The 26,620-nt window shown below is 67.7% G+C and carries 26 protein-coding genes and 1 pseudogene; 16 read left to right on the forward strand and 11 right to left on the reverse strand.

Annotation, left to right across the window (positions count from 1 at the left end):
• The first annotated feature begins 52 nt into the window (after positions 1-52).
• On the forward strand, positions 53-433 hold the full coding sequence (gene panD, locus ACXJJ8_RS14215) for an aspartate 1-decarboxylase (protein WP_499031290.1): 381 nt from the start codon (positions 53-55) through the stop codon (positions 431-433).
• Positions 434-444: 11 nt separating this feature from the next.
• Entirely contained in the window at positions 445-1,965 is a 1,521-nt protein-coding gene (pgi, locus tag ACXJJ8_RS14220; RefSeq protein WP_499031293.1) for a glucose-6-phosphate isomerase, read from the forward strand.
• Here the strand turns inward: pgi and queG are convergent.
• Positions 1,962-3,032 (reverse strand): tRNA epoxyqueuosine(34) reductase QueG, encoded by a 1,071-nt coding sequence (gene queG, locus ACXJJ8_RS14225; RefSeq protein WP_499031296.1) that lies wholly within the window; start codon positions 3,030-3,032, stop codon positions 1,962-1,964. The two genes, pgi and queG, sit on opposite strands and share 4 nt — an antisense overlap.
• A 31-nt stretch (positions 3,033-3,063) precedes the next feature.
• Here queG and ACXJJ8_RS14230 point away from each other — a divergent pair, with 31 nt between their 5' ends.
• The 8 genes and pseudogenes from ACXJJ8_RS14230 (at position 3,064) to ACXJJ8_RS14265 (ending at position 10,667) form a co-directional block, all read left to right on the forward strand.
• A complete protein-coding gene (locus ACXJJ8_RS14230) occupies positions 3,064-4,557 on the forward strand; it encodes an NAD(P)H-hydrate dehydratase (RefSeq protein ID WP_499031299.1) in 1,494 nt (497 codons plus the stop codon).
• Complete coding sequence (gene tsaE, locus ACXJJ8_RS14235; protein WP_499031302.1) at positions 4,554-5,039, forward strand: tRNA (adenosine(37)-N6)-threonylcarbamoyltransferase complex ATPase subunit type 1 TsaE; 486 nt, start codon at positions 4,554-4,556, stop codon at positions 5,037-5,039. Before ACXJJ8_RS14230 ends, tsaE begins: the two co-directional genes overlap by 4 nt.
• 78 nt (positions 5,040-5,117) lie before the next feature.
• Entirely contained in the window at positions 5,118-6,590 is a 1,473-nt protein-coding gene (locus ACXJJ8_RS14240; protein WP_499031304.1) for an N-acetylmuramoyl-L-alanine amidase, read from the forward strand.
• Positions 6,591-6,630: 40 nt separating this feature from the next.
• Positions 6,631-8,421 (forward strand): DNA mismatch repair endonuclease MutL, encoded by a 1,791-nt coding sequence (gene mutL, locus ACXJJ8_RS14245; protein ID WP_499031306.1) that lies wholly within the window; start codon positions 6,631-6,633, stop codon positions 8,419-8,421.
• 3 nt (positions 8,422-8,424) lie between these two features.
• The gene (locus ACXJJ8_RS14250) at positions 8,425-9,369 is read left to right on the forward strand and encodes a DUF1684 domain-containing protein (protein WP_499031309.1); all 945 of its coding nucleotides are present in this window, start codon (positions 8,425-8,427) and stop codon (positions 9,367-9,369) included.
• Between the two features lie 176 nt (positions 9,370-9,545).
• Positions 9,546-9,791 (forward strand): annotated as a pseudogene (locus ACXJJ8_RS14255) (TraB/GumN family protein); the annotation flags it as partial.
• Between the two features lie 106 nt (positions 9,792-9,897).
• Positions 9,898-10,332, forward strand: a complete 435-nt coding sequence (locus ACXJJ8_RS14260) for a TraB/GumN family protein (RefSeq protein WP_499031500.1) — start codon at positions 9,898-9,900, stop codon at positions 10,330-10,332.
• Positions 10,320-10,667 (forward strand): VOC family protein, encoded by a 348-nt coding sequence (locus ACXJJ8_RS14265; protein WP_499031311.1) that lies wholly within the window; start codon positions 10,320-10,322, stop codon positions 10,665-10,667. The genes ACXJJ8_RS14260 and ACXJJ8_RS14265 overlap by 13 nt, the downstream gene beginning before the upstream one ends.
• Before the next feature lie 36 nt (positions 10,668-10,703).
• On the opposite strand, the gene rnfB is transcribed toward ACXJJ8_RS14265, so the two are convergent.
• The 3 genes from rnfB to ACXJJ8_RS14280 all read right to left on the reverse strand — a co-directional run bounded on the left by rnfB (position 10,704) and on the right by ACXJJ8_RS14280 (position 13,712).
• Positions 10,704-11,117, reverse strand: a complete 414-nt coding sequence (gene rnfB / locus ACXJJ8_RS14270; protein WP_499031313.1) for an Rnf electron transport complex subunit RnfB — start codon at positions 11,115-11,117, stop codon at positions 10,704-10,706.
• Positions 11,118-11,127: 10 nt separating this feature from the next.
• A complete protein-coding gene (gene metG, locus ACXJJ8_RS14275; RefSeq protein WP_499031316.1) occupies positions 11,128-13,176 on the reverse strand; it encodes a methionine--tRNA ligase in 2,049 nt (682 codons plus the stop codon).
• 92 nt (positions 13,177-13,268) lie between these two features.
• Entirely contained in the window at positions 13,269-13,712 is a 444-nt protein-coding gene (locus tag ACXJJ8_RS14280) for a DUF2147 domain-containing protein (RefSeq protein ID WP_499031318.1), read from the reverse strand.
• Positions 13,713-13,852: 140 nt separating this feature from the next.
• On the opposite strand from ACXJJ8_RS14280, the gene apbC reads away from it, so the two are divergent.
• The 3 genes from apbC to ACXJJ8_RS14295 are packed head-to-tail and all read left to right on the forward strand — an operon-like array spanning position 13,853 to position 16,065.
• Entirely contained in the window at positions 13,853-14,923 is a 1,071-nt protein-coding gene (apbC, locus tag ACXJJ8_RS14285; RefSeq protein WP_499031321.1) for an iron-sulfur cluster carrier protein ApbC, read from the forward strand.
• A gap of 42 nt (positions 14,924-14,965) precedes the next feature.
• The gene (gene dcd, locus ACXJJ8_RS14290; RefSeq protein ID WP_499031323.1) at positions 14,966-15,535 is read left to right on the forward strand and encodes a dCTP deaminase; all 570 of its coding nucleotides are present in this window, start codon (positions 14,966-14,968) and stop codon (positions 15,533-15,535) included.
• A gap of 38 nt (positions 15,536-15,573) precedes the next feature.
• On the forward strand, positions 15,574-16,065 hold the full coding sequence (locus tag ACXJJ8_RS14295; RefSeq protein WP_499031326.1) for an RDD family protein: 492 nt from the start codon (positions 15,574-15,576) through the stop codon (positions 16,063-16,065).
• 43 nt (positions 16,066-16,108) lie between these two features.
• Here the strand turns inward: ACXJJ8_RS14295 and ACXJJ8_RS14300 are convergent, their stop codons facing one another.
• The 3 genes from ACXJJ8_RS14300 to ACXJJ8_RS14310 are packed head-to-tail and all read right to left on the reverse strand — an operon-like array spanning position 16,109 to position 17,504.
• Positions 16,109-16,399, reverse strand: coding sequence for a hypothetical protein (locus ACXJJ8_RS14300; protein ID WP_499031329.1), 291 nt, complete (start codon positions 16,397-16,399; stop codon positions 16,109-16,111).
• A gap of 20 nt (positions 16,400-16,419) precedes the next feature.
• On the reverse strand, positions 16,420-16,839 hold the full coding sequence (locus ACXJJ8_RS14305) for an HIT domain-containing protein (protein ID WP_499031332.1): 420 nt from the start codon (positions 16,837-16,839) through the stop codon (positions 16,420-16,422).
• Positions 16,836-17,504, reverse strand: coding sequence for a dienelactone hydrolase family protein (locus ACXJJ8_RS14310; protein WP_499031334.1), 669 nt, complete (start codon positions 17,502-17,504; stop codon positions 16,836-16,838). Before ACXJJ8_RS14310 ends, ACXJJ8_RS14305 begins: the two co-directional genes overlap by 4 nt.
• Positions 17,505-17,653: 149 nt before the next feature.
• Here ACXJJ8_RS14310 and rimO point away from each other — a divergent pair, with 149 nt between their 5' ends.
• Complete coding sequence (rimO, locus tag ACXJJ8_RS14315) at positions 17,654-19,015, forward strand: 30S ribosomal protein S12 methylthiotransferase RimO (RefSeq protein ID WP_499031336.1); 1,362 nt, start codon at positions 17,654-17,656, stop codon at positions 19,013-19,015.
• Here the strand turns inward: rimO and greB are convergent.
• On the reverse strand, positions 19,012-19,509 hold the full coding sequence (greB, locus tag ACXJJ8_RS14320) for a transcription elongation factor GreB (protein ID WP_499031339.1): 498 nt from the start codon (positions 19,507-19,509) through the stop codon (positions 19,012-19,014). The genes rimO and greB overlap by 4 nt on opposite strands.
• A 73-nt stretch (positions 19,510-19,582) precedes the next feature.
• Between greB and ACXJJ8_RS14325 the strand changes: the two genes are divergently transcribed.
• Complete coding sequence (locus ACXJJ8_RS14325) at positions 19,583-21,049, forward strand: rhomboid family intramembrane serine protease (protein WP_499031342.1); 1,467 nt, start codon at positions 19,583-19,585, stop codon at positions 21,047-21,049.
• Between the two features lie 19 nt (positions 21,050-21,068).
• Here the strand turns inward: ACXJJ8_RS14325 and ACXJJ8_RS14330 are convergent, their stop codons facing one another.
• Genes ACXJJ8_RS14330 through ACXJJ8_RS14340 form a run of 3 tightly spaced genes read right to left on the reverse strand, consistent with a single transcriptional unit; the run spans position 21,069 to position 24,348 of the window.
• Positions 21,069-22,322 (reverse strand): hypothetical protein, encoded by a 1,254-nt coding sequence (locus ACXJJ8_RS14330; RefSeq protein WP_499031344.1) that lies wholly within the window; start codon positions 22,320-22,322, stop codon positions 21,069-21,071.
• On the reverse strand, positions 22,319-22,774 hold the full coding sequence (locus tag ACXJJ8_RS14335; RefSeq protein WP_499031346.1) for a hypothetical protein: 456 nt from the start codon (positions 22,772-22,774) through the stop codon (positions 22,319-22,321). The genes ACXJJ8_RS14330 and ACXJJ8_RS14335 overlap by 4 nt, the downstream gene beginning before the upstream one ends.
• 47 nt (positions 22,775-22,821) lie before the next feature.
• Positions 22,822-24,348, reverse strand: coding sequence for a helicase HerA-like domain-containing protein (locus ACXJJ8_RS14340; RefSeq protein WP_499031349.1), 1,527 nt, complete (start codon positions 24,346-24,348; stop codon positions 22,822-22,824).
• 169 nt (positions 24,349-24,517) lie between these two features.
• Here ACXJJ8_RS14340 and ACXJJ8_RS14345 point away from each other — a divergent pair, with 169 nt between their 5' ends.
• Positions 24,518-26,071: a transglycosylase SLT domain-containing protein gene (locus ACXJJ8_RS14345; RefSeq protein ID WP_499031352.1), complete on the forward strand. Its 1,554-nt coding sequence runs from the start codon at positions 24,518-24,520 to the stop codon at positions 26,069-26,071.
• The last annotated feature ends 549 nt before the right edge of the window (positions 26,072-26,620 follow it).

The raw sequence follows: 26,620 nt of genomic DNA on the forward strand, positions 1-26,620 counted from the left end.
AGACTGCGCACCTTTCCCGGGCCCCACGCCCGGCCTTCCGCGGAGCCGTTCCATGCAGCTCAACCTGCTCAAAGCCAAGATCCATCGCGCCTCGGTCACGCATGCCGAATTGCATTACGAAGGCTCGTGCGCGATCGACGGCCGCCTGCTCGACATCAGTGGCATCCGCGAGTACGAACAGATCCACATCTACAACGTCAACAACGGCATGCGCTTCGTGACGTATGCGATCCGGGGCGAAGAAGGCTCGGGCGTGATCTCGGTCAACGGCGCGGCCGCGCACTGCGCGTCCCCCGGCGACCTGGTGATCATCTGCGCCTACGCCGCGATGGACGAAGCCGAAGCGGCGAAGCACAAGCCGACCTGCGTCTACGTGGACCGGCAGAACGCGCTGACGCACACCAATCACTCGATGCCGAAGCAGGCTGCGTGATACTGGGGCGCATGGACGCCAGCCCCTTCAAGCAGCACTTCGACGCCCTGCGCGCGCACGCCGCCCGCCTGGGCGACACCCCGATCCGGACGCTGGTGCAAGCGCCCGGCCGCGCCACGGACCTTGCGTTGCGCGTCGGTCCGCTCTACGCCAACTTCGCGCGCCAGCGTTACGACGACGCGGCGATCGATGCGTTGTTCGCACTCGCCGATACGGCGCAATTCCCCGAACGCGTGCGCGATTTGTTCGACGGCAAGCGCGTCAACCCGACCGAAGACCGCGCCGCGTTGCATACGGCATTGCGCAGCGCGTTGAGCGAAGCGCCCGTTGCGGTTTCGGCGCGCGAGCAAGCGCAGGCGGCGATCGCGCGCATGCGCCGCGTCGCCGACACGCTGCAGGACACCCCGGTCACCGATGTCGTCAGCATCGGCATCGGTGGGTCGGATCTCGGGCCGCGGCTCGTCGTCGACGCGTTGTCGCCGCCCAAATCCGGCCGCTTCCGCGTCCATTTCATTTCGAATGTCGATGGCGCCGCCGTGCAACGCGTGCTCGCGGGGCTGGATCCGAAGCGCACCGCCGCCCTGATCGTGTCGAAAACCTTCGGCACGCAGGAAACGCTGCTCAACGGCGGCATCGTGCGCGAGTGGCTTGGCGACGACACGCGCCTGCTCGCGGTCACGGCCAACGTCGCGCGCGCGGCGGAATGGGGCATCCCCGAAGCGCGCATCCTGCCGATGTGGGATTGGGTGGGCGGCCGGTATTCGTTGTGGTCGGCGGTCGGGCTGCCGATCGGCCTCGCGCTGGGCATGCCTGCGTTCGAACCCTTGCTCGCAGGCGCGGCGGAAATGGATGCGCACGTGTTGCAAGCCGCGCCGCGCGAAAACCTCGGCTACTGGCACGCACTGACGGCGGTGTGGAATCGCAACGCGATGGGGTTCGCCTCGCAGGGCGTGTTCCCGTACGACGACCGTCTCAAGTTGCTGCCGGCGCATCTGCAACAGGTGGTGATGGAAAGCCTCGGCAAATCCGTGCGCCTCGATGGTTCGCCCGTCGCAGAACGCACCGTGCCGGTGTGGTGGGGCGGCGCGGGCACCGATGTGCAGCACAGCTTCTTCCAGGCATTGCACCAGGGCACCGACATCATTCCGGGCGATTTCATCGGCACCGTGCAGGCCGACCATCCGCATCGCGAAAGTCATCGCGCGTTGTTCGCCAACCTGCTCGCGCAGACCGAAGCATTCGCCAACGGGCAGGACAACGACGACCCGCATCGTCGTTACGCCGGCAATCGCCCGAGCACGATGGTGTTGCTCGATTCGCTGACGCCACGCTCGCTCGGCGCGCTGATCGCATTGTACGAACACAGCGTCTACCTGCAGTCGGTCGCGTGGGGCATCAACGCCTTCGACCAATTCGGCGTCGAATTGGGCAAACAGGTCGCGAGCACGTTGCTGCCGGCGATGCGCGGGCAGAAGGCGGAGATCGCCGATCCGGTGACACGGGCGTTGCTCGAGCAGATCCTGCGGGACTAATGCGGATGTTGGGCGAGTGCCCACGCGACGTGCTCGCGCACGACGGGATCTTCGATGTCCCTGCGCGATTCCAACGCAGCCAGGACGTCCGGCGTCGTCGGCGCATTTCCCAATGCCACCGCGATGTTGCGCAGCCATCGCGCATGACCGCTGCGTCGGATCGCCGAGCCTTCGGTGCGTTTGAGGAATTCGTCTTCGGTCCAGGCGAACAACGTCGGTAGCGTCGCCGTGTCGAGATCGTTGCGCGCGCGGAAATCCGGTTCGTCGGTGCGGCGCGCGAACTTGTTCCAGGGGCAGATCAGCTGGCAATCGTCGCAGCCGAAGATGCGATTGCCCATCAACGGCCGCAATTCGGGGTCGATGCTGCCTTCGTGCTCGATCGTCAGGTACGAGATGCACCGCCGTGCATCCAGCCGATTGGGCGCGAGGATGGCTTGCGTCGGACAGATGTCGATGCACCGCGTGCACGTTCCGCAATGCGCGCTGGCGGGCGCATCCACCGGCAGCGGAATGTCGACGAACACCTCGCCGAGGAAAAACCACGAGCCGGCATCACGATCGATCAGGCACGTGTTCTTCCCGATCCACCCCAGGCCTGCGTTGCGCGCGAGCGCGCGTTCGAGCACGGGCGCCGAATCGACGAACACCCGATGCCCGAAGGGCCCGACGAGCGCGGCGATGCGATCGGCCAGCACCTGCAAACGGTTGCGCATCAGCTTGTGATAGTCGCGGCCCAGCGCGTAGCGCGCGACGTAGGCGCGTTCGCCATGGGCGAGGGTGCGCCACGCGGACTCGTCGTCCTGCGCGTAATCCAGCCCCACCGAAATCACCCGGACCGTGCCCGGCACCAGCTCGCCGGGGCGCGAGCGCTTGTCGCCGTGGCGCGCCATCCAGTCCATCGAGCCGTACAGGCCCTGCGTCAACCAATCGCGCAGGTGGCCTTCGTCGGCGGACAGGTCCACGCCGGCGATGCCCACGCGCTGGAAGCCCAGTTCACGGGCGAGCGCACGAATCCGCGCCGCCAGGACAACGGCCTCGGGTGCAGGTTGCGACGGCGTCGGCGTCAAGGGAGCCACCTGCCAAGTATAGAATCCGACGATGCTTGCGACCCTTGCGCTGTACGACACGAAGGCCACGCGCGCGCTCGATGCGCGCGCGACGGCGGAAATGGGCGGCGACGCCTTCGAACTGATGCGTCGCGCGGGCCGCGCGGCCTGGCATTGTGCGCTGCGCCACTGGCCGCAGGCGCAACGCATCGTGGTGGTCTGCGGACCGGGCAACAACGGCGGGGACGGCTACGTGCTCGCGCGCCTTGCGCTGGAAGCAGGCCGCAACGTGCGCGTGGTGCGCCTGCCGGAGCATTCGCCGACCACGCCCTCCGCGCAGCGGGCGCGCGACGAATTCCGTGAGCGCCAGGGGCGCGTGGAAGCCTTCGTCGACACGCTTCCACCGGCGGACCTCATCATCGATGCCCTGTTCGGCATCGGCCTGGCGCGCGCGCCGGAGGGCGGGGCGAAGGCCCTGATCGATGCGATCAACGCACAGCCGGCGCCGCGACTGTCCATCGACGTCCCCAGCGGAATCGATGCCGACACCGGTGCGATGCCCGGCGCGGCCGTCGCCGCGACGCGCACGCTGGAATTCATCGTGCCCAAGCCCGGCTTGCACACCGGGCCTGCGATGACGATGCGCGGCCGTCTCGAACTCGCCGAATTGTCGATGCCTTCGCACATGTTCGACGGCATCGATCCACATTCGGCGTTGTTGTTGCCCGAAGCCCTGAAAGGCGCGTTGCGTCCGCGTCCCCGCGATGCGCACAAGGGCGACTCGGGGCGCGTGTTGTGCCTGGGCGGCGACCACGGCAGCGGCGGCGCGATCATGTTGTGCGCCGAAGCCGCCTTGCGCGCGGGCGCCGGGCTGGTGGATGTCGCCACGCGCGAGGAATACGTCGGCGCGTTGCTCGCGCGCCGGCCCGAAGCGATGGCGCGCGCGGTCGAGCGCAGCGAAGACCTTGCGGGGCAACTGGAACGCGCCGACATCGTTGCAGCCGGGCCCGGGCTGGGGCAGGGCATGTGGGGGCGCGTGTTGTTCGGCGCGGCGTTGGGATCGGGCAAGCCGCTCGTGCTCGACGCCGATGCCTTGAACCTGCTGGCCACGCGCGACACGGTCGCATTGCCGACGGGCACGATCCTGACGCCGCACCCGGGCGAAGCGGCGCGCTTGCTTGGTGTTTCGACGACAGAAATCCAGAACGATCGCCACGGTGCTGCGAATGCGATCGCGGAAAAATTCGACGCGGTGGTCGTGCTCAAGGGCGCGGGCACCGTCGTGGTCGAACGCGGTCGACGCACGGGCGTGATCGGTGCGGGTAATCCCGGCATGGCCGTCGGCGGCATGGGCGATCTGCTCACCGGCGTGATCGCGGCATTGCGTGCGCAAGGCATGCCGTCGTTCGACGCAGCGTGCATCGGTGCATTGCTGCATGCGAGCGCGGGCGACGAAGCGGCGCGCGACGGCGGCGAACGCGGGCTGTTGCCGTCGGATCTGCTGCCGCGCTTGCGTCGCCTCGCGAATCCCGACGCGGTGCGTTGATGCGCGCGTTCCTTCCGACGTCCGACGATACCGATCGCATCGCCGCCGTTTTCGCACGCACGCGTCCGCCGCGCGCGGTGGTGCATCTGCGTGGCGATCTCGGCGCGGGAAAATCCACGTTCGCGCGTGCGTTGTTGCGCACGCTCGGCGTGCGCGGTGCGATTCGCAGTCCCACCTACACGCTTGTCGAACGCTATCCGCTCCCGGACGGGGGCGATGCGTTGCACCTGGACCTTTATCGCATCGGCGATCCCGGCGAACTCGAATTCCTCGGCCTGGACGCAGGCGAAGGCACCCTCTGGCTGGTGGAATGGCCCGAGCGCGGGGGGCGGGCATTGCCGCCGGCGGACCTCGACGTGCTCCTCGCCCTGGAAGGCGACGGGCGGTCGCTCGACGCCGTCGCGGGGTCGTCGGTGGGCGACGAATGGTTGAGCCGATTGGCCGGTTTACCCGACTTGCATGCGTTTGTTCCCCCTCGCTGAGAACAACCATCGGCAGGTGCCGGATAGTTAAGGGAAAAGTGGTTGCAAATCGCTGCGGCCGGTGCTTAACTCCCGGCCATGCGTATCAAGGGGGCCACCGTGCAGCAATGGGCACTCGGCGCAGCGCTGATCTTTGCGCTGTGCTGGAACATCGCGCGCGCCGGTGAAATCAAAGGCCTGACCCTCGACGAGGGCGCCACCGGCACCCGCGCCGAGCTCCTGCTCGACGGCCCCGCCAGCTATTCGACCCTCACGCTTGCCGGCCCCGACCGCCTGGTCGTGGACCTGCCCGCCTCCCGGCTCGGCCGCTTCGCGCTGCCCGACGGCGCCGGTGTCGTGAAGTCGGTTCGCACCGGCCAACCGGTGCCGGGCACGGTGCGGGTTGTGTTCGACCTTGCCTCGCCCGTCGTCGGCCTGAAGCCGCGCCTGGAAACCACCGATGGCGTCACCCGCCTGGTGCTGGAATGGCCGGGCGACGGGAAAGCCGTTGCGGCCGCTGAAGTCGACAGCCAGCCTGCCGTCGTGCAACCGCTCGCCAACGATCCCATCGGCGCATTCGCAAACAAGCCCGAACCCACGCCGCAGGAAACCGCCGCACGTTCGGCCGAAGCCACCTCGCGCCTCGTCGCCACCTTGCCGAACGGGCAGGGCGTCGCGAACAAGCCCGCGACCACGCTGCCGTCCGCCGCCTCGACCCGCCTTCCGACCTACACCGTCGTCCCCGCGCCGATCGCGTCGACCACGCCGCCGCCGGGCGCGACCAAGTCGATGCAGCAATTGCGCGGCAGCGGCATGCGCGAGCTCGTCATCGCGATCGACGCCGGCCACGGCGGCCAGGATCCCGGCGCACGCGGCGGCAAGGGCACGCGCGAGAAAGACGTGACGCTTGCCATCGCGCGCGAACTCGCACGCCAGATCAACGCCACGCCTGGCCTGAAGGCCTACCTCACCCGCGATACCGACGTGTTCATCCCGCTGGCGCAGCGCTACCAGAAGGCGCGCGCGGCGAAGGCGGACATGTTCGTGTCGATCCACGCCGATGCGTTCAACAACCCCGATGCGAGTGGTTCGTCGGTGTTCGTGCTTTCCCAGCGCGGCGCCTCCTCGCAGGCCGCGCGCTGGCTGGCCAACCAGGAGAACGCGGCCGACCTGGTCGGCGGCGTGCGCCTGCAGGACAAGGACAACACGCTGGCCTCGGTGCTGCTGGATCTTTCGCAGAGCGCGACGATGAAGGCCTCCGAAGACATCGCCGGGCACGTGCTGGTCGGCCTGAAGAAACTGGGCCGGACGCACAAGGCCGGCGTGGAGCGCGCGAATTTCGTCGTGCTGCGCTCGCCGGACGTCCCGTCGATGCTGGTCGAGACCGCCTTCATCACCAATCCGGAAGAAGAACGCCGCCTCAACGACCCGCGCCACCAAGGCGAACTGGCGCGCGCGATCCTCGACGGGGTCAACATGTACTTCACCCGCCAGCCGCCGCCGGGAACGCTGTATGCGGCGCGCGCGGAGGCTTCGGAGAATCCGACGGCATCGGCGGCCGGCAGCCGCTGACGGGTATGATCGGCGCTGCTCTTCCGTCGCAGCGCCCGCAGTGCCCATCCGCCAACTTCCCGACACCCTGATCAACCAGATCGCCGCGGGCGAGGTCGTCGAACGCCCCGCGTCCGTCGTCAAGGAATTGGTGGAAAACGCGCTCGACGCCGGCGCGCGGCGCGTGGAAATCGATCTGGAAGAAGGCGGCATCCGCCTGATCCGCGTGCGCGACGACGGTGGCGGCATCGCGCCGGAAGAACTCGCGCTTGCCGTCCAGCGCCATGCGACCAGCAAGATCGCCTCGCTCGACGATCTCGAAGCGGTCGCAACGCTCGGGTTCCGCGGCGAAGCGCTGCCGTCGATCGCCTCCGTCAGCCGCTTCCTGCTCGCTTCGCGACGCGCCGACGCCGACCATGGCGCCGCCTTGCAGGTCGACGGCGGCCGCTTCGGGGAGGTCTCCCCGAAGGCCCACCCGCACGGCACGACGGTCGAAGTGCGCGACCTGTTCTACAACGTTCCCGCGCGGCGCAAGTTTCTGCGCGCCGAGCGCACGGAACTCGGCCACATCGAGGAATGGCTGCGGTCTCTCGCGCTCGCACGCCCCGATGTCGAATTGCGCGTCTCGCACAATGGCCGCCCTGCGCGGCGCTATCGCGGCGACGGCATGCTCGCCTCGACCGACCGCCTGTTCGAAACGCTCGGCGAAGAATTCGCGAAACACGCGCTGCGCGTCGAACATGCGGGCGCGGGCCTGCGCCTGCACGGCTGGATCGCACAGCCGGTCTACAACCGCGCGAGCGCCGACCAGCAGTATCTCTACGTCAACGGCCGCAGCGTGCGCGACCGCAACGTCGCGCATGCGGTGAAGCAGGCCTACGCCGACGTGCTGTTCCATGGGCGTCAACCGGCGTACGTGTTGTTCCTCGAGCTCGATCCGCGCACTGTCGATGTCAACGTGCATCCGGCGAAGCACGAGGTGCGCTTCCGCGAATCGCGCCTGGTGCACGACTTCGTGTATCGCACGTTGCACGCGGCGCTCGCGGAAACACGCGCGGGCCTGTCGGCGGAGCCGGCGATGCCCGTCGCCGCCGAAACAACGTCACGCACCTGGATCGGTCGGTCGTGGTCCGGCGCCGATCAGTCCGGCCTGTCCTTGCGCGTGGGCGATGCGCGTGCGGCGTACGCGGCCCTGTACGCGAACGACGACGTCGCCCTCGCCGAAGCGCCGCGGCCCATGCCGATGCCCGAAGCGCGCGACGACACCGCGCCGCCGCTCGGCTTCGCCGTCGCGCAACTGCACGGCATCTACATCCTGGCCGAGAATGCGGACGGCCTGGTCGTCGTCGACATGCACGCCGCGCACGAACGCATCGGCTACGAGAAACTCAAGGGCGCGCACGACGGCGAAGGCTTGCGCACGCAGCCCTTGCTGGTGCCGATGAACGTCGCCGTGTCCGAGCGCGAGGCCGATGTCGCAGAACGCGAAGCGGACACGCTCGCCGCGCTCGGTTTCGAACTCACGCGCAGCGGCCCCGGTTCGCTGTTGCTGCGCAGCGTGCCTGCCTTGCTCGCCGATGGCGATGTCGAGGCCTTGCTGCGCGACGTGCTCGCGGACCTGCGTGAACATGGCGAATCGCGGCGCGTTTCCGCCGCGCGCGACGAACTGTTGTCGACGATGGCCTGCCACGGCGCCGTGCGCGCCAATCGTCGCCTCACCATCGCCGAAATGAACGCGCTGTTGCGCGAAATGGAAGCGACCGAACGTTCCGGCCAATGCAACCACGGCCGTCCGACATGGACGCGCTTCGCACTGGGCGACATCGACAAATGGTTCCTGCGAGGGCGTTGAATGATGTGGAAAGCGAAGGGTTTCGCGCTGGCCGTGCTGGCCGGCACGCTCGCGTTGGGCGCCTGCGACAAGGGCAACGACGAAGCGGCCGCGCGTGCGGCGGCGCAAGCGCGCGCACGCGCATTCGCCGCATCGGAAAAGCCCTGGCGCGACACGCGCGTGGCTGAATTGACGGCGCCGGATGGCTGGACGTCGGTCGTCGGTTTGCACTGGATCGATCGCGGCTCGCATTACGCCGGCACCGCGGGCAGCAACGGCCTGCGCATGGCGATGGGACCGGAACACTTCGGCATGTTCGATCTGGGTGCCGATGGCCGCGTGCGCTTCGTGCCGGACAAGAGCGCAACGCTGACGCTCGACGGCGCGCCGCTGGAAGGCGCGACCTTCCTGAAGACCGATGCCGACGATGGTGGTCCGAACAAGATCGGCTTCGACGACGGCAAGGGCGTGGCGACGATCATCCAGCGCGGCGATCGCGTCGCGCTACGCGTGAAGCACAGCGACGCCGCCGCGCGCCTGCATTTCGCCGGCATCCAGTATTGGCCGGGCGGCCCCGAGTGGAAGGTCAACGGGCGCTTCATCCCGCATCCGGCGGGCACCACGCTGCCGATCGTGAACATCGTCAACATGGTCGAACAAGTGCCGAACCCGGGCGCGGTGGAGTTCGTACAGGGCGGGAAGACCCATCGCCTGGAATTGCTCGACCAGGGCGAGCCGACGCTCTTCCTGGTCTACGCCGATCGCACGAGCGGACACGGGAGTTATCCCGCCGGCCGCTATCTCGATCTCGCGCGCCCCACCGCGAACCAGCAGATGACGATCGACTTCAACCGCGCCGAGAATCCGCCGTGCGCGTTCACCGCCTTCGCCACCTGTCCGTTGCCGCCGGTCGCCAACCGCCTGGACCTTGCGGTCGAAGCCGGCGAACGCGTGTACGCAAAGCATTGACCCGAGGATCTTCCATGCGTCGCAACTGGTTGCTCGCCGCCACGCTCGCCATCGCGTTCCCGTCGTTCGCCACCGACACGACTGCACCGGTGGCCAGATCCGCCGGCGCACCCGTGCCGCTGCTGTGGAAGGTCTCGGACAAGGACAACAGCGTCTATTTGCTCGGTTCCTTCCACATGCTGACGAAGGACGACTACCCGCTGTCGAAGGACATCGATGCGGCCTACGCCGATGCCGAAGAAGTGGTGTTCGAACTCGCGCCACGGGAAATGCTGTCGAAGGACCTGGGCCTTGCGATGACGCAAGCCGCGCTGCGCACCGACGGCAGCAAGCTCGACGACGATCTCTCGCCCGCGCTGCGCGCGCGCCTGGCGGCGTGGCTGCGCGAGAACGATGCCGCGCTCAAGCAAATGGGCCTGATGCCGGAGATGTTCCAGTTGGTCGACGCGTGGTACGCGAGCCTGCTGGTGACGATCGCGCAGGCGCGCGCAGCGGGGGTTCGATTCCGAACTGGGTCTGGACGCGCACCTGGGCAAGCAGGCGACCGCCGATGGCAAGCGCACGAGCGGGCTCGAAGGCGGCATGAAGCAGCTCGCGATGTTCGAAGGCATGAGCAAGGCCGAGCAACTGCAACTGATGGCCGAATCGCTCGACGAGCGTGACGGCGGCAAGGATGCCTTGCAACAGTTGCATGGGCTGTGGCGCAGCGGGAATGCCGACACCCTTTGGAAGAAGCTCGGCGTCGAATTCCGCGACGAGTACCCGGGGCTGTACAAGACGATCAACGTCGATCGCAATGCGGCGTGGGTGCCGATGCTGCGCAAGCGCCTCGATGCGCCGGGCACCGACGACACGCTGGTCGTGGTCGGCGCGCTGCACCTGCTCGGGAAGGACGGCGTTGTCGAGCGCATGAAGGCGCAGGGGTACACGGTCGAGCGCGTTTGCTCGGCGTGCGCGAAGTAACGCACGTGGCCACGCTGACGCCCATGCTGCAGGTCCCCGACATCCGCGCGACGATCGCGTGGTACGTCTCCGTCGGGTTCGCGTTGATCGATTCGGCGGAAGAAGAGGGCGAACTCACCTGGGCGTTGCTCGGCTACGGCGACGGCCGCGTCATGTTCAACTGCGGCGGCCGGGCGAGCGATGCGCCGCGTCGCGATGCCGACCTGTACCTGCAGGTCGAAGGCGTCGATGCGCTCTTCGAATCGCTGCCCCGCGGGATCAACGTGTTCGAAAGCCCCCACGACACGTTCTACGGCATGCGCGAGTTCATCCTGCGCGACAACAACGGCTTCTAGCTCACCTTCGGCGAACCGATGCGCCGCCACTGAGCCTCAGGGCGCGATCATCACGATGCAATCCACCGGGCATGCAGGAACGCAGAGTTCGCAACCGGTGCACAGGGGCTCGATGACGGTGTGCATGCGCTTGCTGCCGCCGGCGATCGCATCGACGGGGCAGGCCTGGATGCACTTGGTGCAGCCGATGCAGTCGGGCTCGACGACGAACGCGAGCATCGCCGGCTTGTGTTCGCCGCGTGCGCGGTCGTAGGGCACCGGCGCGACATCGAGGATGTTCGCAAGCGCGCGTGCGCCCGGATCGCCGCCGGGCGGGCAGCGTTCGACACCGGCTTCGCCGCGCGCCATCGCCTCGGCATAGGGCCGGCATCCTGCGAAACCACACTGGCCGCACTGCGTCTGCGGCAGGACGCGATCGAGACGCTCGACGAGATCGATCGCGACGTTCACGCGTGCAGCATCACTTCACCGGCGCACCTGCGGGCGCGCCCGGTGCGTCGAGCAGGTGCAACCCGCCGCCGTCGGCACCGGCGGACAGGATCATCCCTTCGCTCACGCCGAAGCGCATCTTGCGCGGCGCCAGGTTGGCGATGAACACGACGTTGCGACCGACCAGCGCCGCCGGATCGCCATAGGACGCGCGGATGCCGGAAAAAATCTGGCGCTTGCCGAGTTCGCCCGCATCGAGTTCGAAACGCAGCAGCTTGTCGGAGCCCTCGACGAATTCGCACGCGAGCACCGTTGCCACGCGCAGGTCGAGCTTCGCGAAATCGTCGATGCCGATGTGCGCTGCTTCGGCGGTTGCCGGCTTCGGCGCTGCGGCCTGCGTGGCGGCGACGGGCTGCACGGCGGCAGGGGCCATGGTGTCCTTGCTGGCTTCGGTCATGTGTTCGATGTGCTTGGGGTCGATGCGGGTGAACAAGGGGACGTAGGCGTCGATGCGATGTGCGAGCAGCGGCTGCGCGAGATCCTGCCAGCCCGCGACGGGCGCGCGCAGGAAACCTTCGGCGCGCTGCGACAACAACGGCAGCACCGGCTTGAGCATCGCGGCGAGCACGCGGAACAGGTTCAGCCCCTGCGTGCACACCGCCTGCAATTGCGCGTCGCTGCCGTCCTGCTTGGCGAGCACCCAGGGTTTGGTTTCGTCGATGTAGCGATTCGCTTCGTCGGCGAGTGCCATCGCATGGCGCAACACGGCGGCCGGCTGGTTCGCTTCGTACGCCGCGGCCACTTGCGGGATCGCGTCGACGAACCGCGCGTACATCGCCGCATCGGGCAAGGCATCGGCGAGCTGTCCGCCGAAACGCTTGTCGATGAAACCGGCGCAACGGCTGGCCAGGTTCACGAACTTGCCCACCAGGTCGCTGTTCACGCGGGCGACGAAGTCGTGCAGGTTGAGGTCGAGATCATCGACGCCGCCACCGGATTTGGCGGCGAAGTAGTAGCGCAGCGCTTCGGGCTCCAGGCCCGCGTCCAGGTACGTGCGCGCCATGACGAAGGTGCCGCGCGACTTCGACATCTTGGCCCCGTCCACGGTGAGATAACCGTTGACGTGCAGCTTCGTCGGCGCGCGGAAGCCCGCGCCGTGCAGCACCGCCGGCCAGAACAGGCCGTGGAAGTTGACGATGTCCTTGCCGATGAAGTGGTGCAGCTCCGCTTCGCTGTCGTGCGCCAGGTACTGCATGAAGTTCGCGCCGTCGCGCTCGCACAACACCTGCAACGCCGAGAGGTAACCGATCGGCGCATCGAGCCACACGTAGAAATACTTGCCCGGGTGGCCGGGAATCTGGAACCCGAAATAGGGCGCGTCGCGCGAGATGTCCCAGGCGCGCAGGCCGCCTTCGGCATCCAGCCATTCGAGCAGCTTGGCCTTCACGCCGGGAACCGCGACATCGCTCGCGAGCCAGCCGCGCAGGAAGTCGCTGAAGCGGCCGACTTCGAAGAAGAAGTGGTCCGAATCGCGCAACTCCGGCGTGGCGCCGCTGAGCACCGAGCGCGGTTCCTTCAGGTCGGTCGGCGCATACGTGGCGCCGCAGTTTTCGCAGTTGTCGCCGTACTGGTCGGGCGTTCCGCAATTGGGGCAGATCCCCTTGATGTAGCGGTCGGGCAGGAACATGCCCTTGGCCGGATCGTAGAACTGCGCGACGCTGCGGCGCGCGATGTGGCCGCGTGCATCCAGCGCGGCGTAGATCGCTTCGGTGAGTTGGCGATTGGCCGGCGAGTTCGTCGAATCGTAGTGATCGAACGCGACGTGGAAGGCGGCGAAGTCGCGTTCGTGCTGCGCCTGGATCGCGGCGATGAACGCCTCGGGCGTCGTGCCGGCTTTCTCGGCCGCGAGCATGATCGGGGTGCCGTGCGTATCGTCGGCGCAAACGAAGCGCACCGCATCGCCCGCCATGCGCCGTGCGCGCACCCAGATGTCGCCCTGGATGTAGCCCACCAGGTGCCCGAGGTGCAGCGGGCCGTTGGCGTAGGGCAGGGCGCAGGAGACGGCGACGTGGCGGGGCATGGCGCGTGTTTCGAACAGGGCCGGCGATTATGGCACGGACACGAAAAAGCCCGGCTTGCGCCGGGCTTTCGCATCGCGCATGCGTGCGAACGTCAGTCGACGCGTTCCCACTTGCCGGTGCGGCAGAACACGAGCTTGCAGCCGGTGACTTCCAGGTGCTTGCCGTCGGCCGTGGCCTTGACGGTCTTGACCTTGAAGCTGTCGCCGGTCGACGGCTTGAAGCCCTTGCCGCCGGACCACACGCCGTCTTCCTGCATCACGTTCCAGAACACGAGCATGCCCGCGACGGGCTTGCCCTTCTGGTCGCCCGAGCATTCGTCGCACGTGGCGTTGGGCTTGTTGAGCGACTCGACGATCTTTGCCGCGATGCCGCCGTTCTTGGTGCGATACACCTCGGTGATCGACATCGGCTTGCCGGTCTCGTCGTCGAAGGTCTTCCACTTGCCGAGGACCGGGTCCGGGGTCTGGGCCGACGTCGCGAAGACAGCCGCGAGCAGCGGAAGCGCCACTACGGACGCGAAGAACTTGATGCGCATGGTCCCCTCCCAGGGATCGTTGGAATCGCCCGCGCGATTTCGGCGGACTGGCGGCTTTATACCGCATCCGGGTGCGTACGGAAGCCGGGCCTGCGCGGCGGTTCAGCCTACAATGCGTGGCTTCCCCCGCGGTGCCCGCCATGACCCCGCTCGAATCCCGGATCGCCGCCCTCCGCGACCCTTCCGCGGGCCTCACGCTCGCGCAAACCGGCGCGCGCATTCGCGCCGCCGTCAGCGACGGCCATGCCGCCGTCGCCGTCACGCTGGGCTATCCGGCCGCGAGTTGGCACGAGGCGCTGCGTGCGCAGGTCGCCGAAGCCGTCGCGGCCGAAGGCCTCAAGCTCGCCAGCCTCGAACTGCAGACCCGCATCGACGCGCACGCGCCGCAGGGGACGCTCGCGCCGCTTGCGCGCATCCGCAACGTCATCGCGGTGGGATCGGGCAAGGGGGGCGTTGGCAAGTCGACGACCACGGTGAACCTCGCACTGGCGCTCGCAGGCGAAGGCGCGCGCGTCGGCGTGCTCGACGCCGATGTCTATGGCCCCAGCATCCCGACGATGCTCGGCCTCACCGGTCGCCCCGACAGCCCCGACGGCAAGGCCATCGAACCGATGCACGCGCACGGCGTGGAAGCGATGTCGATCGGGCTGATGGTCGAGCAGGACACGCCCATGATCTGGCGCGGCCCGATGGCGACTTCCGCGCTGACGCAGTTGCTCGAACAAACCTTGTGGGGCGGCGACGGCCAGCTCGACTATCTGTTCGTCGACCTCCCGCCGGGCACGGGCGACATCCAGCTGACGCTTGCGCAGAAGATCCCCGTCGCCGGCGCCGTGGTGGTCACCACGCCGCAGGACGTGGCGACGCTGGACGCGCGCAAGGCGCTGCGCATGTTCGAGAAGGTGGAAGTGCCGGTGCTCGGCCTGGTCGAGAACATGGCGGTGCACACCTGCACGAACTGCGGGCATGTCGAGCACGTGTTCGGCCACGGTGGTGGCGAGCGCATCGCGGCGCAGTACGGCACGCCCTTGCTCGGGTCCTTGCCCCTGGAGATCGGCATCCGCCAGCAAGGGGACGCCGGCACGCCGATCGTCGTCGCGGCCCCCGACTCCCCCGCCGCCGCGGCCTACCGCGCCGTCGCGCGCCGCATGGCCGCCGAACTCGCCGGCCGGCCGCGCGCACCGGTGTCGCTGGGCGCGCAGCTGCTGTAGAACGCCCTACAATCCCGCAAACCTTTACCCGCACGAGACCGCATGAGCATCAAGAGCGACCGCTGGATCCGCCGCATGGTCGAACAGCAGAAGATGATCGAGCCGTTCGAGCCGGGGCAGGTCAAGCACGCGGCCGATGGCCACCGCATCGTCAGCTACGGCACCTCCAGCTACGGCTACGACGTGCGCTGCTCGCGCGAGTTCAAGGTCTTCACGAACATCAATTCGACGATCGTCGACCCGAAGCATTTCGACTCCGGCAGCTTCGTCGACATCGAATCGGACGTGTGCATCATCCCGCCCAACTCCTTCGCGCTGGCGCGGACGATCGAATACTTCCGAATCCCGCGCGACACGCTCGTGGTGTGCCTTGGCAAGAGCACGTACGCGCGCTGCGGCATCATCGTCAACGTCACGCCGCTGGAACCGGAATGGGAAGGCCACGTGACGCTGGAGTTCAGCAACACCACGCCGTTGCCGGCGCGCATCTACGCCAACGAAGGCGTCGCGCAGATGTTGTTCTTCCAGTCCGACGAGGTGTGCGAGACCTCGTACAAGGACCGCGGCGGAAAGTACCAGGGGCAGACCGGCGTCACGCTGCCGAAGACGTAACAACGCAGTTCCACACCAACCCGGGGAAGGGGAAGACGATGGACGACAATCCGTACCAGGCGCCCGGCGCCAACGTGGCAGAAAGCGTCGAAGGAGCACTCGCGGGGCGCGGGGAGCGCTTCCTCGCGGCGTTCATCGACGGCATCATTCTCCTGGCGATCATGATGCCGATGATGTTCGCCACGGGCTATTTCACGCGCATCCAGAACGGCGAATCGACCGGGTTTTCCGCCCTGATGGGGTATGCGGTCGCAGGTTTCCTCGTCTTCCTCATCGTGCAGGGCTGGCCGCTGGCGCAGTCTGCGCAAACCTGGGGCAAGAAGGTCCTGGGCATCCGCATCGCGCTGCTCGACGGCACGCAGCCCGCCTTCGGCACGCTGATCCTCAAGCGTTACCTGCCGGTGCACGTGGCCGGTTCCATCCCGGTGCTCGGGACCGTGCTCACGTTCATCGACGTCCTGCTGATCTTCCGCGCCGACCGCCGCTGCGGCCACGATCTGATCGCGGGCACGCAGGTGTTGAAGGGTTGAAGGCCCCGTCCTCCGCCGCGATGGCGGCGGAGGACGCTTGCGATCAGGGCTTCTGGTAGGTCACGAAGAACCCCTGCAGATCGCCGTTCTCGATGTACGGCGCCACGCTCTGCACTTTGTAGCCGTGCATGGCGAAGGCCTGGTGCGCCTTGCTGAGCGCATTCGCAGCCCCCTGGTTGCGGAACCCCCAGGTCGCGTCGACCCAGATCGTCACCGCGAGCAGGTTGTTGCGGACGGCTTCGGCCGCGACGTCGTCGGGCTTCTTGCCGAACAGGCCCGCATGCGCAGGCAGGACGAGGACGGCCAGTGCAACGGCCAGGAACAACTTGCGCATTCGGAACTCCGTGGGAGCGGTCAGGAACGTTCGCCGATTGTCGCGCGCAACAGCTGAATCCGCTCGATCAGCAATTCCGGCGGATACGGCTGCGCCGCGGCCATGCCCCACACCGGGCGCGGCCAGGCGATGTCCTCGCGATAGCGGGCGATGACGTGCACGTGCAATTGCGGCACCAGGTTGCCGAGTGCGGCGACGTTGAGCTTGTGGGGGCGGAACATCTGCAGCGCACGGCATGCGCGGTCGATTTCCTGGACCAGGGCGAGCTGCTGCGGTGGCGCGAGGTCGATGACCTCCGTCGCTTCGGCAACGCGCGGCACGAGGATGAGCCAGGGATGGTTGGCATCGTCCATCAACCGCACTTCGCACAACGGCCAGGACGCGACCGGATGCGTGTCGTCGGCCAGTTGCGGATGCAGGTGCCAGGCGTCGAGGTTCATCGCAATTGCGCTTCCAGGAAATCGCGCGTGCGTTGCCCTGCGAGCTGCGCGGCCCGTGCGTCGTACACCTTCGGATCCACGTCGCGGTTGAACGCGTGGCCCGCGCCTTCGTAGACGAACACTTGCGCCTGCGCCTGCTTCTGCCGATGCAGGTCGACATCGTGCGGCGGAATGCTGTTGTCGTCCGCGCCGAAGTGGAACATCAACGCGGCGCCGGCCTTCTCGTCGAGGAAGGGGACGCTGCGTGCGCCGTAATAGGCGACTGCAGGCAAGGACAGGCGCGTCGCGCACAGGAAGGCGAGGGTGCCGCCCCAGCAGAACCCGACCGCCCCCACGCGCAGGCCTTCCATCTGCAGTTTCTCGGCAGCGGCGTTGATGACATCCATCGCGCGCTCGGTGCCCAGCGCGGAAACCAGCGCGCGGGCACGCTGGATCCCCTGATCGTCGTAGCCCAGTTCGACGCCATGCTCGATCGGGTCGAACAAGGCCGGCGCGAGCGCCACGAACCCGGCGTCGGCCAGCCGGTCGGCGACGCTGCGGATGTGCGCGTTCACGCCGAAAATCTCCTGGATCACCACCACCGCGCCCTTCGAAGGCCCGGCTGGCTCCGCGCGCCAGCCCCGCACCGGCCCGTGCGGGGTCTCGATATCGATCCATCCGTGCATGGCGCGAGCCTCCTGGCGGTGACCTCCGCGCATCGTACTCCTTGGAAAATGCGTGAATCATCAAGCGCGGATCGTTCGGCAAGCGGCCGTACGGGCCTGCCGCACCTCTATAATCCGCGGCCTTCCGCAGCCCCCCGGTCCGCCCCGCGATGTCCACCGCCACCAAGCCCAAGTCCGCCAGCCAGGGAGGCAGGGTCGGGTTCGTCAGCCTCGGGTGCCCGAAGGCGCTCGTCGACTCCGAACGCATCCTCACCCAGCTCAAGGTCGAGGGCTACGACATCGTGCAGACCTACGACGATGCCGACATCGTCGTGGTGAACACCTGCGGCTTCATCGACTCGGCGGTGACCGAATCGCTCGAGGCCATCGGCGAGGCCATCGCCGAGAACGGCAAGGTCATCGTCACCGGTTGCCTGGGCAAGAAGCCCGAACAGATCCGCGAAGCGCACCCCGGCGTGCTGTCGATCAGCGGGCCGCAGGATTACAAGTCGGTGATGGAAGCGGTGCACCTGGCGTTGCCGCCGTCGCACGATCCCTTCGTCGATCTGGTGCCCGACTACGGTCTGAAGCTGACGCCGAAGCACTACGCGTACCTCAAGATCTCCGAAGGCTGCAATCACCGTTGCACCTTCTGCATCATCCCGTCGATGCGCGGCGACCTTGTCTCGCGCCCCGTCGACGAGGTGCTGCGCGAAGCCGAGAAGCTCGCGATGGGCGGCGTGCGCGAACTCCTGGTGATTTCGCAGGACACCTCGGCCTACGGCGTCGACGTGAAGTACGCCGAGCGCACCTGGCGCGGCAAGGCGTACCAGACGCGCATGAAGGCGCTGTGCGAAGGCCTGTCGGAACTGGGCATCTGGACGCGCTTGCACTACGTGTATCCGTACCCGCACGTCGACGACATCATTCCGCTGATGGCCGACGGCAAGTTGCTGCCGTACCTCGACATCCCGTTCCAGCACGCCGCGCCGCGCATCCTCAAGCTGATGAAGCGCCCGGGCGCGGTGGAAAAGACGCTCGAACGCGTACACAAGTGGCGCGAGATCTGCCCGGAGCTTGCGATCCGTTCGACCTTCATCGTCGGCTTCCCCGGCGAGACGGAAGAAGAATTCGAAACGCTGCTGGACTTCCTCGATCAAGCGCAGCTCGACCGCGTCGGCGCCTTCGCCTATTCGCCGGTCGACGGCGCGACGGCGAACGCGTTGCCCGATCCGGTGCCCGAAGCGGTGAAGCAGGCGCGCCTGGCGCGTTTCATGGCGCGGCAGGCCGCGATTTCGGCCGGTCGCCTGGAAGCGAAGATCGGCACGACGCAGCGCTGCATCGTCGATGCGATCGATGGCGATCTTGCGATCGCGCGCTCGCGGTTCGACGCGCCGGAGATCGACGGACTGGTGCAGATCCAGGATGGCCGCGAAGCGGGGTTGAAGCCGGGGGATTTCGTGGACGTCGAGATACTGGGTTCCGATGAGCACGATCTTTACGGCGAAGTCGCGTACAACGCCGAGCGCTAGTAGGACACCGCGACGATGAAGTACCGCGCCACGCCGCCCGGCAGCGTCGCTTCGAATTCATCGTCCACGCGCTTTTTCAACATCGCGCGCGCCAGCGGCGAGTCCACGCTGATCCAGCCGAGTTTCGCATCGGTCTCGTCGGGCCCGACGATGCGATAGCGTTGCGTTTCGCCGGTGGTTGCATGTTCGATTTCGACTTGCGCGCCGAAGAACACGGCTTCGCGATCCGCAGGTGCGGTCTCGACCACGCGCAGCGACTCCAGGCGCTTGGACAGATACCGCACGCGGCGGTCGATTTCGCCGAGCTGCTTCTTGCGATAGGTGTATTCGGCGTTTTCGGACCGGTCGCCTTCGGCGGCCGCGGCAGCGAGGGCTTTCACGACTTCGGGGCGGCGCACGCGCCAGAGCTCGTCGAGCTCGGCCTTCAGGCGCGCATGGCCCTCGCGCGTGATCAGCGCGGTGCCTTTCTCCCCGGGTGGCCGCCAGCGTCCCATCGCACTCCTTCGTTCCGAACGTCCGACGCTTATGCCAAGCTCGCGGCCAACGATCAAGGGCAACGGGTCCCGAATGCTCCTGCTGCCGCTGCATCGCCCGCTGACGCGCGCGACCTTTCCCGTGGTCACCGCGCTGCTGGTCCTGGTCAACGTGCTGGTGTTCTTCGGCGCGCAAGGAGGCGACCAGGCGCGCGTCGAACAGGCCCTGGCCGGCTACGTGCCCTCGCGCCTGGCGGAGATCGAATCGCCCGCATACGAACGATGGCTGATCGAACGGGGTGGGCGGGCCGGGGACCTCGCCGATTTCCGCGCGCTCGACGACGGCGCGGCGCGGCACGCATTCGTCGCGCAGCACACGCTGGTCGACCGCGAATTCGCGCCAGCGCTGCGCACCGGCCGCTTTTTCCCCGACCAGGCGACGGGCGACGAGTGGCGCCGCTTGCGCCCTGCTTACGACGCGCGCCTCGCATCGATCCGGACCCTGCGTTACCTGCTGCGCAGTTCGGAATTCGATCCCGTGCGGTTGGTGAGCTCCGCCTTCCTGCATGCCGACATCGGCCACCTGTTCGGAAACATGGTGTTCCTGATGATCATCGGCCTGCTCGTCGAGGGCGCGTTGGGGCCATGGCGGTTTTTCGGCGTGTACCTGCTCGGCGCGGTGGGCGCGAACCTGGCGTCGCTCGCCTTCCACTGGGGCGATGCGACCGCCGGGCTCGGTGCCTCGGGCGCGATCGCCGCGCTGATGGGGTGCTTCTGCCTGGTGTGGGGCACGCAGCCGGTGCGGTTCTTCTACTGGATCGGCGTGTGGTTCGACTACGTGCGAGCCCCTGCGTTGTGGTTGTTCCCGGCGTGGCTCGGGTGGGAAGTGTTCAACCTGCTGGTGCGCGAGGATTCGAACATCGCGTTCGAGGCGCATGCCGGCGGCCTCGTGTGCGGTGCGCTGATGGGTGCCGCGCTCGCGTCGACGGGCCAGGTGCGCACGGCGTTCATTCGCGACGTGGCGCCCGACGCGCCGGAAAACGACGATCGCTGGGAACGCGCGCAGCGCCACCTCGGGCGCATGCAGTTGGCCGAAGCCGATGCCCTGTTGTCGCAACTCGCGCGTGAGGCGCCGTGGCGCGTCGACGTACAGCTCGCGCGCTATCGCGTTGCGCGCAACGGCGGACGCAGCGACCAGGCGACGATTCGCGCATTGGAGGTTCTGTCGATCGACGCGCCCGACCTGGCCGGCGCGCGTGCGCAGGGTGACCTGCTTGCGGAACTGGATGCGCAGGCGAGCACCATTGCCTCGGACGTGCGCCTGGCTTTGGCCGCACGTGCGATCGCCTGCGGCGCACTCGACGACGCCGAGCGCGCCCTGCAACCGCTCACCGCCGACATCGCGCCGGACGTGCAGTCGCAACTGTGGTTCGACCTGGCCTTGCGCCATCGCGATGCCGGCGCGCAGGCGGCGCATGTCCGCTGCCTGCGCAGGATCGCGGATCGCCACCCGCAGCAACCGCAGGCGGCGAAGGCGCGCTTCCTTCTCGACAACGCCTGAGCGCGAACCGTGTTGCGCGTCAGGTCAAGGTGAGCGCTGCGTCGATCTTCTGCAGCAACGCCGGATCGCTCGTGCGTGTCCGTGCGCGTTCCAGCAACACCTTCGCTTCAGCGCCGCGGTGGAACCGCTCCAGCAGGATCATGGCCGCCGTCAGGCCCCATTGCGCGGACGACGCATCCCCCGGATGCGCATTGAACAGCGCGTGCAGCGCGTCGACCGCCAGTTGTGCCTGGCCGCCCAGGCGCGCCTGTTCGGCGAGCCGCGTGCCGTGTTCGGGCAACAGCGGGACGAATGCGGGATCGGTGTCGAGGCCTTCGCGCAGCAAACCCAGTGCCTTGCGGTCCTGCTTTTCCATCATCAGCTGGTGCAGGAACTGGCGCGCGTGTTCCTGCACCGCGTGCACGTCGCCGGCCTTCTGCAACAGGCGGCGATACAGTTCGTGCACTTCGGTCGACACCGCACGCGTGCGTACTTCCGTGCGCAGCAGCGCGATCGCCTCGGCCATGCGGCCTTCGCGAATCAGCGGCTCGGCTTGCGCGATGACGGCTTCGCCCGCGACCGCGCCGATCGGGCGCATGGCATCGGCCTGCAGCGAGGCCGGCTCGTAGCCGAGTGCGTCGTGCGCCTGGTAGATCAGGTAGCCCATTAGATGGAATGCGGAAAACAGGCCCCAGAACCCGAGCACCGTCGCCAGCCAGTTCGCGGCGAACGACGGCATCACGTGGCCCAGCCACGCGCCGGCGGTCACCGCACTGACCTGGATGACGAACAACAGGCCGACCACCGCCAGGTACGGCCAGCCCACGCGGCCGACGATCGAAAACGCCGTCGCCGGATTCAGCGCGCTCGACAGGCTGCCGGTCATCGCCAGGGTCATCGTGAGCGCGGGCTGCAGGAACACCAGCAGCGCGATGCCGCCGAACACCAGCAGCTTGCTCTTGGTGAGGATCAGCGCGAGCACCAATGCACCGAGCACGATCTGCAGCACGAGGAAGCGCCACACCACGCCGCTGTCGACGGTGAGGATCACTTCCGGCGGCTCCATGTCGCCATCGGCGGAGCGCCGCAGGATTTCGAAGGCGTACTTGTAGGCGGCCAGCCACATCGCCAGGCCGACCAGGAACCCGATGAAGGGGATCACGCGCGCGATCGCGAGGATCGCGAGCATCACCAGCGTGACGAGCGCGGCGCCGCGCAGCGGATACAGGATGATCGCGGGAATGCGTTGCCAGAACGGTTCCGGCGACATCGCCGCGTGCGGCGCGGAATTCATTGCGCGCTGCCTGCGCGGCGCAGCACCTGCGTGCCGTTCGCCGCCTTGAGGTGGTCGTTGTCGACCAGTTCGTAGACGCGGTCGTCTTCGGACTTCGCGTTCGGGTCCAGGCGGACGTGGCGCGCATCGGGTTCGAGCGACCACGTGCCGGTGCTCGCATCCGCTGCGTGCGTGCTCATCGCGTAAGTGCCGTCGGCGGCGAATCGCACTTCGACCGCATCGTCGGAGAACGATCCGGCGAATGCCTTCGCATCGAAGGTCGTGTGTTCGCCCGGCGCCGCGGATTCCGAAACGCCCACCGCGGTTGCGACCGTGACCGGCGCGGGTGCGTGCATCGTCGACGGCGACACGGCGGTGGCGGCCGGCGCGACCGGCGCGCTGTCCTCGCGCTTGCACGCGGACAACGCGAGCAGGGCCAGGGTGGGCAACAGGAGCGAGACGGACTTGCGCATGGAAATTCCCCCGAAGATTGGACTGTGCGTTTTCGTTCTGTCTGGAATCAGCGGCGCGAGCCGCCGAAGATGCTGCCGAGCACGCCGCGCAGGATCTGCCGCCCGATCTGGCTGCCGACGGTGCGTGCGGTCTGTTTCGCCATGGTTTCGACCATGCCTTGCCGCCGCTTGGTGCCGAACACGGCGTCCTTCACCGCTTGCCCGACGCCGGGTTCGTCGCGTTCGTCGTCCTCGCGCGACTTCGCCTTCGGTGCATCGACGCGTTCTGCAGCGGCCTGCGCATGCGCGGCGAGTTTTTCCGCCGCCGACTCGCGGTCGATGCGCGTGTCGTACTTCGCGCCGACCGGGCTGCCGGCGCGCACCGGCGCGCGTTCGGCGTCGGTGATCGCGCCCATGCGGCAATGCGGCGGCGCGATGAGCGTGCGTTCGACCGGCATCGGCACGGCGCGCGCGCCGTCGATGTCGTGCAGCGTGGAAACGAGTGCTTCGCCGACGCCGAGCGCGGAAATCGCCTTGCTCACGTCGAGGTTCGGATTGGCGACGAAAGTTTCCGCCGCAGTGCGCACGGCCTTCTGGTCGCGCGGCGTGAACGCGCGCAAGGCGTGCTGCACGCGATTGCCGAGCTGGCCGAGGATTTCGTCGGGCACGTCGTCGGGGAATTGCGAACAGAAATACACGCCGACGCCCTTCGAACGGATCAGGCGCACGACCTGTTCGACACGCTGGCGCAACGCGGGCGGGGCATCGTCGAACAACAGGTGCGCTTCGTCGAAGACGAACACGAGCTTGGGTTTGTCGAGGTCGCCCACTTCCGGCAGCGTCTCGAACAACTCCGACAACAGCCACAACAGGAAGCTCGAGTACAGCCGCGGCTTGAGCACGAGCTGCGCGGCGGCGAGGATGCCGATCACGCCGCGGCCCTCGGGCGTGGTGCGCATCAGGTCGGACAGCGCGAGCGCCGGCTCGCCGAAGAACTGGTCGGCGCCGTCCTGTTCCAGGCGAAGCAGTGCGCGCTGGATCGCGCCGATCGATTGCGCGCTGACCAGGCCGTAGGACGTGGAGATGTCCTTGCGTTCGTCGGCGACCACGCCGAGCAATGCGCGCAGGTCTTCCAGGTCCAGCAGCAACAGGCCGCGGTCGTCGGCGAGCTTGAAGACGATGTCGAGCACGCCCGACTGCGTGTCGTTGAGCTCCAGGATGCGCGCGAGCAGGGTGGGGCCCATCTCGCTGGCGGTCGTGCGCACCGGGTGGCCGAGTTTGCCGAACAGGTCCCAGAAGATGACGGGGTTCGCGGCGGGCGCGTAATTCGCCACGCCGATTTGCGCGGCGCGATCGATGACCTTCTGGTCCGGATTGCCGGCCAGCGCAAGCCCCGCGACGTCGCCTTTGACATCCGCGAGGAACACCGGGACGCCGATGCGCGAGAAGCCTTCGGCGAGCGTCATCAGGGTGACCGTCTTGCCGGTGCCCGTGGCGCCGGCGACGAGGCCATGGCGGTTGCCGTACCTGGGATCGAGCAACACCGGGCCGCCCTGGGGCGTGGTGACCGACTTGCCGACGAGGATGGGGTCCATGGGAGCGCCTGTTCAGTGTCGGTCGGTAGGTCGGCCGATTCTAGCCGTGCGTCGGCCACCGAAGGGCATTCCACGAACGGGTCCGCAGTTTCACGTCGCAGATGGGTTGCAGTGCAGCACGCACGCCGATACCTTCGACCGCACTTTCGCTCAACTTGTGCCATTTCGCATGTCCGATTCCGCTTCGCCGCGCCTTGCCGCACTTTGCTTCGCCACCGCCGTGGCGCTGGCCGCCGTCGTTTCGCCCGCGCACGCCGCGTCCAAGCGCGACCAGGCCGCCGTCGAGGCGTTGAACGCGCGCATGGGCGCGGCCGAACAGCGGTATCGCGGGGCGTTGGTGCGGATCGGCAACGCCGACCCTTCGGGCACGGCGGAGAGCGACGCGGCGCTGGAGGACATGGAGGACGTCATCGCCGCCTGCATGCAGCAAAAGGGTTGCTCCGTGCCGACGATGCTCGCCACCTACAAGCGGCTGCTGAAGTCGAAGGCCGACGGCGAAGCCCAGTCCGCGGACGACGATGTCGCCGCCGACGACGAGGGCGACGACCATGCGATCTCGGCGATCGCCGCAGACGTGCCGGAGGCTGCGCGCGCCGCGCAGTTGCTGTCGGACGACCATCGCTTCGACCAGATGGTGCAGTACAACCCGGCGGTGCAGGCCGGCATCCGCAAGTGGCTGACCGACATGCGCCCGGCGCTGATCGGCAGCTACGAGAACTACCAGTACATGCGTCACCTGATGTGGCCGGAGTTCCAGCGCGCGGGCCTGCCCGAAGCGCTGTTGTTCGGCATCATGGCGAAGGAATCCAACGGCAAGGTCCACGTCAGCTCGCGTGCGGGCGCCGCGGGGCCGATGCAGTTCATGTACGCCACCGGCAAGCGCTTCGGCCTCGGGCCGGACGGCACCGGCTTCGACACGCGCTTCGACGCGCGTTCTTCGGCCGAAGCCAGCGCCGCGTATCTCAACGAGCGCATGGGCCAGCTCAATCGCAGCATCGAGCTCGCGCTGGCGGCCTACAACGGTGGCGAAGGCCGCGCGTTGCGGGTTTACAACAACGCGAACGGGCAGGGCTTCTGGGACGCGTCGGTCTACAACCAGTTCCCGGCCGAAACGCGCGATTACGTGCCGATGGTCGTCGCCGCGGCGTGGTTGTTCCTGCATCCCAAGCAATACGGGCTCACCTTCCCGAAGGTCGATGCGAAGCCCGCGATGTTGAAGCTGACGCGTGCGGCCTCCATCTACGAGCTCACGATCTGCCTGGGCAACGGCGGCACGCGCGACGGTTACATGCGCGCCTTGCGCAACCTCAATCCGCGCTACGAGGCCGACAGCTGGCTCCCGGCGGGTGCGACGCTCAATGCGACGACGAAGATCGTCGGCCTGTACGGCCGCCACTGCGCGGACGGCGCGCGCGCCGACCTCGCGCATCAATTGGTCATGAGCGACGCGGCTTCGGCGGTGATGCGCAATGCCCCCATGGTCGCCGGCGCCGAGGATTCGGCACCGCGCCCGACGCCGGTCGCCTCGGCCGACACGCCCAAGCCTGCGAAGGCCGGCAAGTCGAGCAAGTACAAGGTCCGCGGCGGCGAAACCCTGACCGCGATCTCCAAGAAATTCTCCTGCGACATGCGCGAGCTCGCGCACGCCAACAGCATCAAGGCCCCGCGTTATTCGATTCGTCCGGGGCAGACGCTGAAGCTGGAAGGTTGTACGGCGGATTGAGGTTCGTCCTAGCCGTAAAGCGGTACGCAGAAACCTCTGCGAGTTTTTGGTGTCGCCGACACCAGAGTGGCGCAGCGTGCCGCCGCATTGGATGGCCTCATTGCTACGCAAGAGCTCACGCTTCGCAATTAGGCCCTCCAACGCGACGACCGCCGCGCACCTCGCATCCGGTTGCGCGACAGCACTTGTTGAGTGGATGCGTAGTTTGATCGGTGCGCGCCAACTGCCAGCACACCAGACGGGCGGCGCCTTGCCCGTCGAGGGCATCGCGGCATACGCGGTGCAATGTCCGCGCCAGCGCGATGCCCTCTCTCGGGCTTCGGCACCTTCGCGGCGAACTGAGAAGAACAGCTATGCAAGCGTCTGAGATCTTCGCCCTGAAAGCGACGTGCTGGTACGCCGAAGTGCAGGACCGGGCCCGCTAAGAGACGGACCCTCTCCCCAACCCCTCTCCCGAAGGGAGACGGGCGCCGCTTGCCCATCAGATCACTGCGAGGAACATCGCCTGCCAGAGGCGACGAAGCACGACGGTGCGCGCGCCGAGGTGGG

Source organism: Lysobacter sp. P5_C4, assembly GCF_054049695.1.